This is a genomic window from Micromonospora sp. S4605, from assembly GCF_003176715.1.
In the GTDB taxonomy this organism is placed as follows: Bacteria; Actinomycetota; Actinomycetes; order Mycobacteriales; family Micromonosporaceae; genus Micromonospora; species Micromonospora echinaurantiaca.
In genome coordinates, this window is record NZ_QGSW01000045.1 from 1 (window position 1) to 11666 (window position 11666).

An 11666-nucleotide genomic window follows, 5' to 3' on the forward strand; every position below is an offset into this window, starting at 1 on the left:
GCTATTCGTCGGCAGCGTCAGATGTGTATACGAGACAGGTGACGCGGTAGGCGTCGAAGACGCCGTCGACCTTGCGGACCGCGGCCAGCAGGTGCCCGAGGTGCTTCGGGTCGGCCATCTCGAAGCTGAACCGGCTCACCGCCACCCGGTCCCGGGTGGTGGTGACGGTGGCGGAGAGGATGTTGACCCGCTCGTCGGAGAGCACCCGGGTGACGTCGGCGAGCAGCTTGTGCCGGTCCAGCGCCTCCACCTGGATGGCGACCAGGAACGTCGACGCGCTGGTGAGCTTCCAGCTCACCTCGACCACCCGCTCGCCCTGGGCCCGCAGGTCCTCGGCGTTGGCGCAGTCGTCGCGGTGCACGCTCACCCCGCCGGAGCGGGTGACGAACCCGAAGACCGCGTCCGGCGGCACCGGGGTGCAGCAGCGGGCCAGCTTGATCCACACGTCGCTGACCCCGCGTACCACCACACCCGGGTCGGCGCTGCTCTGCCGGCTGCGCGGCGGCCGGGTGGCGACGGCGGTCTCGGCGATGTCCTCCGCCGCGCCCTCCTCGCCGCCGTACGCGGCCATCAGCTTCTGCACCACCGACTGGGCGGAGACCTGGCTGTCGCCGACCGCGGCGTAGAGCGAGGCGACGTCGGGCAGGTGCAGGTCCCGGGCGATCGCCATCAGCGCGTCCGGGGTGAGCATCCGCTGCAACGGCATGCCCTGCTTGCGCATCGCCTTGACGATCGCGTCCTTGCCGGCCTCGATCGCCTCCTCGCGCCGCTCCTTGTTGAAGTACTGGCGGATCTTCGTACGCGCCCGCGGGCTCTTGACGAAGCCCAGCCAGTCCTGCGTCGGGCCCGCCGTGTCCGACTTCGAGGTGAAGATCTCGATCACGTCGCCGTTGGACAGCGTCGACTCCAGCGGCACCAGCTTGCCGTTGACCCGCGCCCCGATGCACTTGTGCCCGACCTCGGTGTGCACCGCGTACGCGAAGTCCACCGGCGTCGAGCCGGTCGGCAGCGGGATGACGTCACCCTTCGGAGTGAAGACGTACACCTCCTGGCTGGACAGGTCGAACCGGAGCGCGTCGAGGAACTCGCTCGGGTCGGCCGCCTCCCGCTGCCAGTCCAGCAGTTGGCGCAGCCAGGTCATCTCGTCGATGTGCGCCGGCGGGCCGACGATCTGGGTGCCCTTGTGCTCCTTGTACTTCCAGTGCGCGGCGATGCCGAACTCGGCGGTGCGGTGCATCGCGTAGGTGCGGATCTGCATCTCCACCGGCTTGCCGGTGGGCCCGATGACCGTCGTGTGCAACGACTGGTACATGTTGAACTTGGGCATCGCGATGTAGTCCTTGAACCGGCCCGGCACCGGCTGCCAGTTGGCGTGGATCACGCCCAGCGCCGCGTAGCAGTCCCGCACCGTGTCGACCAGGATCCGCACCCCGACCAGGTCGTAGATGTCGTTGAAGTCGCGACCCCGCACGATCATCTTCTGGTAGATCGAGTAGAGGTGCTTCGGCCGGCCGGTGGTCTCCGCCTTGATCTTGGCGGCCTTCAGGTCGGTCTGGACCTTCTGGGTGACCTGGCGCAGCAGCGCCTCGCGTTGCGGCTGGTGCTCCCCGATGAGGCGGTTGATCTCCTCGTACCGCTTCGGGAAGAGCGTGCCGAAGGCGAGGTCCTCCAGCTCCCACTTGATGGTGTTCATACCCAGCCGGTGGGCCAGTGGGGCGAGGATCTCCAGCGTCTCCTTGGCCTTCTGCTCCTGCTTCGGGCGGGGCAGGAAGGTCAGGGTGCGCATGTTGTGCAGCCGGTCGGCCAGCTTGATCACCAGCACCCGCGGGTCCTTGGCCATCGCCACGACCATCTTGCGGATCGTCTCGGCCTTCGCCGCGTCGCCCAGCTTGACCTTGTCGAGCTTGGTGACCCCGTCGACCAGCAGCGCGACCTCGCCGCCGAAGTCGGCGCGCATCTGGTCGAGGGTGTACTCGGTGTCCTCGATGGTGTCGTGCAGCAGCGCGGCGACCAGCGTGGTGGTGTCCATCCCGAGGTTGGCCAGGATGGTCGCCACCGCGAGGGGGTGGGTGATGTACGGGTCGCCCGACTTGCGGTACTGCCCGGAGTGCCACCGGGCCGCCGTGTCGAAGGCACGCTGCAGCAGCCGCGCGTCGGCCTTCGGGTGGTTCTCCCGGTGGGTCGAGATCAGCGGCTCCAGCACCTCGCTGACCTGCGAGGACTGCCAGGGCGCGTTGAACCGGGCCAGCCGGGCGCGTACCCGGCGGCCGGTGGGCGCGTTGGAGAGCGCGAACCCGGCGCTGGGCGCGGGCTCGCCGACGTCGGTCGGGAAGGGGACCACGACCGCGTCCGCCCCCGGCCGGGCGCCCTCGGTCCGGGCCGCGCCGGCGCGTACGCCCTCGGCCGGGCCGGAGCCGTTGCCAGAGCCCGTCACCCGGGCCGAAGCGTCACCGTTCCGACCGGTCACCGAGCCGTCCGCGTCGCCTGTCGGGTGCACCGTGCCCTCCACCGGAGGGACGACATCGTGGGACACCGGCCTCCTCACCGCTCGCCGGAAGTACACCGACCGTGCGCCGGCCGGCCTGGTCTCGCGCCACCCGGACGGTCCACCGCCCGGTCAGCAAAGGGCAATGCTACCCGCACGCACGGTACCCCGCCGCTCCGCCGGACGGGCCGCACCGGATCCGTCCGACGGCCGGAGAGCTCAAACGGTCAGCAGGGCATGGACCGGACGCGGCGCCAGCCGCTCCCGGCCGCCGAGGAAGCCCAACTCCAGCAACACGGTGAAACCGGCCACCGTGCCCCCGGCCCGCTCCACCAGTTCCAGGGTGGCCGCGGCGGTGCCGCCGGTGGCGAGCACGTCGTCGACCACCAGCACCCGGTGCCCAGCGGTGAAGGCGTCCTGGTGCACCTCCAGCGTGGCCTCGCCGTACTCCAGCTCGTACGACGCCGAGTGCACGGCGCGGGGCAGCTTGCCGGCCTTGCGGACCGGCACCACGCCCACCCCGGTCGCGTACGCGATGGCGGCGGCGACCACGAACCCGCGCGCCTCCATCCCCACCACCGCGTCGAACGACTCCGGCCCGTGGTACGCGATGATCCGGTCGACCACCTCGCGGAACGCCGCACCGTCGGCGAACAGCGGCATCAGGTCCTTGAACACGACACCGGGCTTGGGGAAATCGGGCACGTCGAGCACCCGGCTGGCCACCAGTCGCGCGGCGTCCAGCCCGCTGTCCCCGCGTAGCCCGGTGCTGTGGGTCTCCGTCACGGCAGTTCTGTGTCCCTTCCACGACGACGGCGTCCTTCGTGCTGCTCGCACAGCATGAAGGACGCCGTCGGGTCGTCTGCTACCGGGTGTCCCCGGCGCTGCTCAGCGCCGCTTTCCACCCGGCCGGTTGCCGCCGCCACCGGCCGGCCGCCCGCCCCGGGCGGTGCCGCCGGACCGCTTGCCGACCGGTCGGGCGCCCACCTTGGGCGCGGCGCCGGCCAGCGCGGCCGCCTCCGGGTCGACCGCCGCGGCGGTCTCCGTGCCCGTCCGCGGCGCGCCCTTCGGGGTGATCTCGCCCCGCTCGATGGCGCCCCGGCGGGCCAGGACGCGCTTGGTGTGCGCCTGGATCCGCGGGTCGTTGTTCTTCAGCAGCACCAGCAGCGGGGTGGCCAGCAGGATCGAGGTCAGGAAGGCCACCGCCATACCGACGAAGAGCACCAGGCCGAGGTCCTTCAGGGTGCCCGCGCCGAGCAGACCGGCACCGATGAAGAGCAGACCACCGACCGGCAGCAGGGCGACCACCGAGGTGTTCAGCGACCGCATCAGGCTCTGGTTGATCGCCAGGTTGGCCGCCTCGCCGTACGTCTGGTTGTTGCTGGCGGTGATGCCCCGGGTGTTCTCCTGGACCTTGTCGAAGACCACCACCACGTCGTACAGCGCGAAACCGAGGATGGTCAGGAACCCGATGATCGTCGACGGGGTGACCTCGAAGCCGACCAGCGAGTAGATACCGGCGGTGAGGATCAGGTTCATCACCAGCGAGGCGACCGCGGCGACCGCCATCCGCCACTCGAAGCGCAGGATCAGGTAGACCATCACCACCGCGATGAAGATCAGCAGACCGAGCAGCGCCCGTTCGGTGACCTGGCTGCCCCACGCCTCGCTGACCTGGTTGCCGCTGATCTGCGCCGGGTCGATGCCGAACTCGCGGGCGATCTCGGCCTTGACCTCGTTGGCCTGCTCGGCGCTGAGCTGGGTGGTACGCATCTCGTAGAAGTCGCCGCCGGTGCCGCCGACCTTCTGCGCGGTGACCACCTCGGCGCCGTCGCCCACCGTGGCGAGCGCCTCGTCGACCTGCTCCTCGGCCCGCTCCAGCGTGCCCACGCTGGCCGGGATCTGGAACGAGTTGCCGCCGGCGAACTCGATGCCGAGGCTGAAGCCGCGCAGCGAGACGCTGAGCACCGCGATCAGGATCAGCGCGCCGGCGACGGTGAACCACAGCTTACGCCGGCCGATGATGTTGAGACCGGCCTCGCCCCGGTAGAGGCGACTCGCCAGACCACTTCCAGCCATCTCAGGCCTCCTTGGCACGCGGGTTGCGGGGCGTGGCCTGCTGGGTCCGGGCCGGCAGCGCCCGGCCCAGTCCGCTGACCCGCGGGGACAGGAACGCCCGGGTCCGGGCGAACATCGTCATGATCGGGTGGCGGAACAGGAAGACCACGACCAGGTCCAGCACGGTGGCCAGACCCAGGGCGAACGCGAAGCCCTTCACCGTGCCGACCGAGACGATGTAGAGCACCACGGCCGACATGAGGGTGATGGCGTTCGCCGAGATGATCGTCCGCCGGGCCCGGATCCAGGCGCGCGGCACGGCGCTGCGCGGGCTGCGCCCCTCCCGGATCTCGTCCTTGAGCCGCTCGAAGTAGATGACGAACGAGTCCGCCGCCACACCGAGCGAGACGATCATGCCGGCGATGCCGGCGAGGGTGAGGGTGAAGCCGATCTGCCGGCCGAGCACCACCAGCGCGCCGAAGACCAGCAGCGCCGAGAGGATGAGGCTCAGGAAGATCACCGAGCCGAGCAGGCGGTAGTAGAAGAACGAGTAGATGATGACCAGCAGCATGCCGATGCCGGCCGCGAGCAGACCGGCCCGCAGGTGGCTGGCGCCCAGGGTGGCGGTGACGTTCTGCTGCTCCTGCGCCTCGAAGGTCACCGGCAGCGCGCCGTAGCGCAGCTGGCCGGCCAGCTCGCTGGCGTCCTTCTGGTTGAAGCTGCCGGTGATCTGCGAGTTGCCGGTCAGCACGCCCTGGATCTCGGGCGAGGAGACGATCTCGTTGTCCAGCACCACGGCGACCCGGCACTTGCCGTCCGGGCCCAGCGCGGTCGCGTCGCAGGCGCCGCCCTCGTTGTTGAACGCCTCGCGGGTGAGGTTGGTCCACTTCTCCTGGCCGCCGCCGGTGAAGTCGAGGCTGACCACCCAGGCGCTGGTCTGGTCGAGCACCGCGTTGGCGTCGCTGACGTCGGTGCCGAGCACCTTCGCCACGTCGAGCAGGTACTTCGCGGCGCCGTCCTCACAGGCCACGACCTGCTGGTTCGGGTCGGAGATCGACGCCGGCGGCCGGTCGTCGAGCTGGGCGCAGCTGATCTGCGGCACGTTGAACTGCATGGTCGCCGGCAGCACCGCGACCTCGCGCGGGGTGAGCGAGGCGAACGGCTTGAGCTTCTCGGCCAGCGTCGGGTCGGTGCTCAGGTCGGCCGGGCCCTGCAGGCCGTTCGCGGCGGCCCAGGCGGCGGCGCCGACCTTCTGCTCGACCGCCTTGCGCTGCTCCTCGATGCCCTGCGGCACCGGGGCGGCACTGGCGCTCGGCGACGGCGCGGCGGCGCTCGGGGTGGCCGACGGGGTCGCGGTGGCGCTCGGCGCCGGGGCGGAGCCGCCCTGGCCACCGCTCGGCGAGCTGGTCGCGGCCGGCGCGCTGGCCGACGGGGTCGGCGCGGCGCTGCCGGACGGTGCCGGGCTGGCGGTGCCCGACGGGGTCGGGGTGGCCGCCGGTGCGGCGACCGCGCCGCTGCCGTCGGCGGCCTTGAGCAGCTTGCGGAAGCGCAGCTCGGCCGCGCTGCCAACCTCGGTCAGGTCCCGGTTCTCACCGGGCAGGGAGATCACGATGTTGCGGTTGCCCTCGGTGACCACCTCGGCCTCGGCCACGCCGAAGGCGTTGACCCGGCTCTCGATGATCTGGCGGGCCTCCTCCAGGTTCTCCGCCGTCGGGGCCCGGCCGTCGACGGTGTTGGTCGCCTCCAGCGTCAGCCGGGTGCCGCCGACCAGGTCCAGACCGAGCCGAGGCTCGAGCCGGTCCTTCAAGCCGCCGCTGGCGCCGCCCGAGAAGAACACCAGTAGGTAGAGGACGACGAAGATGAGCCCGAGCACGGCCAACTGCCGTCCGGGGCGCATCTGTCCCTGAGGTGGTGCCACGGCTGTCCTGTCTCCCTGTAACGGTCGCGCCGCCGGGCTGCGGCGGCGGGTGTCGGGCCGGAGTTTCCGGCCGACGGGCCTGAGGGGTCGGCACCGGGCCGGCACGCCGCCGCTACGGCCGGCAGGCGCCGACCGGTCACGGTACGTGCCGACGCCCGGCGTCGACCCGACTATCCAGTTTTCACGTCACGTTCGCCGGCCCACCCCGGCGTGGCGCACCGGCGCGCGGCGGCCCCACCCCGAGCGGGGCGGACGGACTCACTCCTTGACGGCGTCCGCGTCCTCGACGGTCTCCTCGACCGGGCGCTCCGCCTGGGTGACCACCCGGGCGATCGCCGGGCGGGCGTACCGGGTCTGCACACCGGGTGCGACCTCCAGCAGGACGGTGTCGTCGTCCACGCCGGTGACCGTGCCGTAGAGCCCGCCGATGGTGACCACCTCGTCCCCCGGGGCGAGGGCACGCTGCATCGCCTCCGCCTCGCGGCGGCGCTTCTGCTGAGGGCGGATCATCATGAAGTACATGACGCCGAAGAGCAGGACGATCATCAGGATCGGCGTGAGACCGCCGGCACCTCCGCCGCCCGATGCTGCATAAAGCACGGTTACAGACCTTCCCATTGGCCTCCGACTCGGCACGAGGGGCGCCGGAGCGGAGGCGGATTCTCACGTCCTGTACAGACCGCGGCGAGTCTAATCCCTGCACCTGGGAACGCCGAATGCGGCACAGATCACGTTCGCATCACGGCTGATCGGGCTGTACGGAGAACAGATCGGGCGCGGGAGGGGCATCGGTGCCAAATGTACCATTCGGCGGCGTACGCCCCAGATGCCGCCAGGCAGCCTCCGTGGCCACCCGCCCCCGGGGCGTACGGGCCAGCAGGCCGGCCCGCACCAGGAACGGTTCGCACACCTCCTCGACCGTGTCCGGCTGCTCCCCCACCGCCACGGCCAGCGTGGAGAGGCCGACCGGGCCGCCCCGGAACGAGTCGACCAGCGCGGTCAGCACCGCCCGGTCCAGCCGGTCCAGGCCGAGCGCGTCGACGTCGTACACGGTCAGCGCCGCCCGGGCGGTCTCCAGGGTGACCACGCCGTCGGCCCGGACCTCGGCGAAGTCGCGGACCCGCCGCAACAGCCGGTTCGCGATCCGGGGGGTGCCCCGGGACCGGCCGGCGATCTCGGCGGCGCCGTCGTCGGTGATCGGCACGCCGAGGATCCGCGCCGAGCGGTGCAGCAGCGTCTCCAGGTCGGCCGGGGAGTAGAAGTCCAGGTGGGCGACGAAGCCGAACCGGTCCCGCATCGGCCCGGTCAGCAGGCCGGACCGGGTGGTCGCGCCGACCAGGGTGAACGGCTCGACGTCCAGCGGGATGGCGGTGGCGCCCGGGCCCTTGCCGACCACCACGTCGACCCGGAAGTCCTCCATGGCGCTGTAGAGCAGTTCCTCGGCCGGCTTGGCGATCCGATGGATCTCGTCGATGAAGAGCACGTCGCCCTCGGCGAGGCTGGTCAGGATCGCCGCCAGGTCGCCGGAGCGCTCGATCGCCGGGCCGCTGGTCACCCGGATGCCCGAGCCCAGCTCGGCGGCGACGATGTTGGCGAGCGTCGTCTTACCTAAGCCAGGCGGCCCCGACAGGAGGATGTGATCCGGCGGGCTGCCGCGGCGCATCGCGCCCTTGAGCAGCAGGTCGAGCTGGTCACGCACCCGGTGCTGGGCGATGAACTCGTCCAACCGCTTCGGCCGGACGCTGGCCTCCGCGTCCCGTTCCGCGTCGTTGACGTACGCCGAGACCAGGCCGCCGTCGGGACCGGTCATCGGGTCCGGCCCAACAGCCGGATGGCCTGCTTGAGCAGGACCGGCACGGGCGGGGTGTCCCCGTCCACGGTCTCCGCCACCGCGGCCACCGCCTGGTCGGCCTGGGCGGCCGTCCAGCCGAGCCCGACCAGCGCCTGGCGGACCTGCTCGGGCCAGGCCCCGCCGGTGACCCCGGCCGCGCCGTCGGCGCCGACCGGCACCGGACCGATCCGGTCGCGCAGCTCCAGCACCAGGCGTTCGGCGCCCTTCTTGCCGATGCCCGGCACCCGGGTCAGCGCGGCGGTGTCGGCGTTGGCGATGGCCTTGCGGACCGCGTCCGGGGTGTGCACGGCGAGCACCGCCTGGGCCAGCCGGGGGCCGACCCCGCTGGCCGTCTGCAACAGCTCGAACAGCTGCTTGGCGTCGTCGTCGGCGAAGCCGTAGAGGGTGAGCGAATCCTCCCGGACGACCAGGCTGGTGGCCAGTCGGGCCGGCTGGCCGACCCGCAGGTCGGCGATCGTGGCCGGGGCGCAGTGCACCGCCAGCCCGACCCCGCCGACCTCGATCACCGCCTGATCCGGACCGGTCGCGGTCACCACGCCGCACACGCTGGCGATCATCTCGCTCCTGCTTCCTACTAGTGGCTCGTTGTTGTGCGGTTCGGATGTTTCGCTCTCCGCCCGAGGTTGGTCGGGCTGGAGTCCTGGACCGGCAGTCTGGTCCGGTGGCGATCGGTCCTGTCCTGCAGGATCTGCTTCACCCTGTGGTGTGGGGTGTGCAGGGCGATGTCGGGGTCGCCGGCTCGGTGCAGGATGTTGATCGCGGCGTTCACGTCGGCCTGCCACACCACCCCGCACGAGGTGCAGTGAAGCCTGTCACCGCTACGTCGGCCGAGCCGGCCGCAGCGGTGACAGGCTTGTGAGGTGTAGGCGGCGTTGACGTGAACGAGCACAGAACCTCTGCGCTCCGACACGTTCGTTAGCGCCTCGGCGGTGACTCCCTTGGTCCACGCGGCGAGGCGCCGGTTGACGTTCCTGCCGAGCGTCTTGCGCCCGGTGAATGTCTTGGTCACGTCTTCGGCGACCACGGTGGCGGCCTTGTCGACCACCCGGTGCACGGCGGTGAAGATCTCCGTACGGACCTGCGCCCGGTGGCGGGCGGCACGCCGGTCCCGCTTCACGGAGCCCAGGTTGTTGACCGTGATCCGGTGCGCCTTCGCGTGGTCACCTCGGCGTGCGGCGTTGTTGGCTACCGAGCGCAGCTTCGCGCGCCGGCGGTTGCGCTCTTTCACCCGGTCCGACTCCACGGCCAACAGCTTGCCGAGGCGGACGCCGTGCTGCTCGCCCTCGGAGTCGGTCAGAGCTTCGGTGTAACCCTTGTCGACACCGATCATCCGGTCGCCACACGGCCGCTGCGACGACCGCAACTGCGACGCGTCGATTTGGTAGTGCACCTCGACCCGCCCGCCGCGCAGGATCAACCGCAACGTGCCCGTCGGAGCGACCGTCGTCGACAGCGGAATCCTGACCATCCTTCGGCGTTCCAGACCAGGGACCGCCAGCCACAGCCGGCCGCGCCCATCAGCGACCGTGTGGTGCTGGTCGGCGCGCACCACGATCTGATCATGGGTGCAGTTCTTGCCGCGCTTCCAGTGCTTGCGCATCTGCCGAGCCAGGAACGGATCACCCGCCCACCGGTCGCTCTTCAACGCGGTGAGCATCCGCTTGCGCTCGGCCGGATCGTCCGTACGCCGCACGATTGCCCGCCGCACATTAACTTTGGCGGCCGCCATGTTCGCCGTCATGTCAGCCATGGCGTCGCGGACAGTCTCCTTCCACGCATTCGCCAGCACACCGAACCGCTGATGCGTGCCATCAACCAGCCACCAGTCCCGCACCTGCCGATCTCTTAACCCGGACCCGACCCCGTTGATCGAGCCGTAGCGCTGCCACACCTCGCTACGCACCCGACCAAGCCGGCGGGCCTGCTCCAACAGGGCGGCGTACTTACCCGGGTTCAGACGGGTTGAGCAGGCTATCCGGGTGACCTTCACTGCTTACCACCTATCGCCAGGTCGCCCCTTGAAGGTTCCCTGTCGTAGGGCCGCAGCCCGTCCCGGCGACCCGAAGAGCCGCGCAAAATCGCCAAAAGATTTTCACCGAGTCCCGCCGCGGCGACGACGATTCCAAATCGACAACGATCGTCTCGCAGCCCGCCGTGAGCCGCCGGGTACCTCAGGATGTCGCGACCGGATCTGGCAGTCTGGTTCGCCGCCATTGGCTTGGCGACCTCTCGCAAGTCGATCGCGCCGGAAGAGAGGGATCCCACTACCTGGCCCTCCCTCCTCGTCGTACCCGGTCGGCCGCGGCGGCCAGCTTGGAGCGCGTGCCGCCGCGCCACACGTGGCAGATGGCCAGCGCGAGGGCGTCGGCGGCGTCGGCCGGCCGGGGCGGCTCGGGCAGCCGCAGCAGCCGGGTGACCATGGCCGTCATCTGTGCCTTGTCCGCCTGACCGGAACCGGTCACCGCGGCCTTCACCTCGCTCGGGGTGTAGGTCTGCACCGGCAGACCGGCGCGCGCCCCGGCCAGCACCGCGATCCCGCTGGCCTGGGCGGTGCCCATCACCGTGCGGACGTTGTGCTGGCTGAACACCCGCTCCACGGCGACGCTGTCCGGCCGGTGCTCGGCGACCAGGTCGGTCAGCGAGCGGTCCAGGTGCAGCAGGCGCACCGGCAACTCGTCGGCCGGGTCGGTGTAGACGACGTAGTAGGCGACCAGGGTGCACTGCCGCCCCGGCAGCCCCTCGACCACGCCGACCCCGCACCGGGTCAGCCCCGGGTCGACGCCCAGCACCCGCACGCCGCCTCCTCCCCCAGCCGTCAGCAGTACGTGTGTTCGACACCCTACTGGGGCCCGCTAACGGGTGCCCGGCGGGACACGCCGGGCCGGCGCGCCCGCGCCGCGATCCGGCGGTGGGCGGGCGCCGAGGGCCCCGGAGCCGCGGCCCAGCCACCGGAATCCGTCGGCTGGCGCCGGGCCGTGCGCCGGCCGTTCTGAGCGGTCACTGGGGCTCACATCCGGGCCCGGTCCACCTCGACCGCCACGGTCACCACGTCGCCGTCGTCCTTGCCGGCGCGGATCCGGGCCGGCACCGCCAGCAGCCAGCCGGCCTTCCGGTCGCGCCAGACGCTGGTCGACCAGGTGCGGCCGTCGACGGTGGCGGTCACCGGCACCCGGCCGAACGGCCCGGCCGCGTCCGGCGCGTGCGCCTCGGGCACGGGCGCGAACACCCAACCACCCGGGCCGGACCACCGGACCAGGGTCGCCTCGAAGGTCGGCGTCACCGTCACCCGCATCCCCATCCCCATCTCCCGAGCGGCCGCCGCCAGATGCCGCTGGGCGGCCTGACCCCGCCTG

General features: G+C 71.5%; 10 protein-coding genes. All 10 read right to left on the minus strand.

Features of this window, described 5'->3' with window-relative positions; genetic code table 11:
* Position 1 precedes the first annotated feature (1 nt).
* Positions 2-2509: a RelA/SpoT family protein gene (locus DLJ47_RS02060; RefSeq protein WP_199235658.1), complete on the minus strand. Its 2508-nt coding sequence runs from the start codon at positions 2507-2509 to the stop codon at positions 2-4.
* A gap of 195 nt (positions 2510-2704) precedes the next feature.
* On the minus strand, positions 2705-3271 hold the full coding sequence (locus DLJ47_RS02065; protein ID WP_109898408.1) for an adenine phosphoribosyltransferase: 567 nt from the start codon (positions 3269-3271) through the stop codon (positions 2705-2707).
* A gap of 102 nt (positions 3272-3373) precedes the next feature.
* Positions 3374-4564: a protein translocase subunit SecF gene (secF, locus tag DLJ47_RS02070; RefSeq protein ID WP_109898409.1), complete on the minus strand. Its 1191-nt coding sequence runs from the start codon at positions 4562-4564 to the stop codon at positions 3374-3376.
* A gap of 1 nt (position 4565) precedes the next feature.
* Positions 4566-6461, minus strand: a complete 1896-nt coding sequence (gene secD, locus DLJ47_RS02075; protein ID WP_199235656.1) for a protein translocase subunit SecD — start codon at positions 6459-6461, stop codon at positions 4566-4568.
* Between the two features lie 258 nt (positions 6462-6719).
* A complete protein-coding gene (yajC, locus tag DLJ47_RS02080) occupies positions 6720-7061 on the minus strand; it encodes a preprotein translocase subunit YajC (protein ID WP_233257612.1) in 342 nt (113 codons plus the stop codon).
* 139 nt (positions 7062-7200) lie between these two features.
* Positions 7201-8271 carry a Holliday junction branch migration DNA helicase RuvB gene (ruvB, locus tag DLJ47_RS02085; RefSeq protein ID WP_109898412.1) on the minus strand — a complete coding sequence of 357 codons (1071 nt, stop codon included), beginning with the start codon at positions 8269-8271 and terminating at the stop codon, positions 7201-7203.
* A complete protein-coding gene (gene ruvA, locus DLJ47_RS02090) occupies positions 8268-8870 on the minus strand; it encodes a Holliday junction branch migration protein RuvA (protein WP_109898413.1) in 603 nt (200 codons plus the stop codon). Before ruvA ends, ruvB begins: the two co-directional genes overlap by 4 nt.
* A 17-nt stretch (positions 8871-8887) precedes the next feature.
* Positions 8888-10303, minus strand: a complete 1416-nt coding sequence (locus DLJ47_RS02095) for an RNA-guided endonuclease TnpB family protein (protein ID WP_109898414.1) — start codon at positions 10301-10303, stop codon at positions 8888-8890.
* Positions 10304-10577: 274 nt separating this feature from the next.
* On the minus strand, positions 10578-11108 hold the full coding sequence (ruvC, locus tag DLJ47_RS02100) for a crossover junction endodeoxyribonuclease RuvC (RefSeq protein WP_109898415.1): 531 nt from the start codon (positions 11106-11108) through the stop codon (positions 10578-10580).
* 212 nt (positions 11109-11320) lie between these two features.
* The coding region (locus tag DLJ47_RS02105; RefSeq protein ID WP_146228006.1) for a DUF1905 domain-containing protein at positions 11321-11666 on the minus strand (346 nt) is incomplete at its 5' end.

Bases quoted from the DNA above. Each gene is read 5' to 3' on its own strand.
- ruvA (WP_109898413.1), bottom strand. From the start codon at position 8,870: ATGATCGCCAGCGTGTGCGGCGTGGTGACCGCGACCGGTCCGGATCAG.
- secF (WP_109898409.1), bottom strand. From the start codon at position 4,564: ATGGCTGGAAGTGGTCTGGCGAGTCGCCTCTACCGGGGCGAGGCCGGT.
- ruvB (WP_109898412.1), bottom strand. From the start codon at position 8,271: ATGACCGGTCCCGACGGCGGCCTGGTCTCGGCGTACGTCAACGACGCG.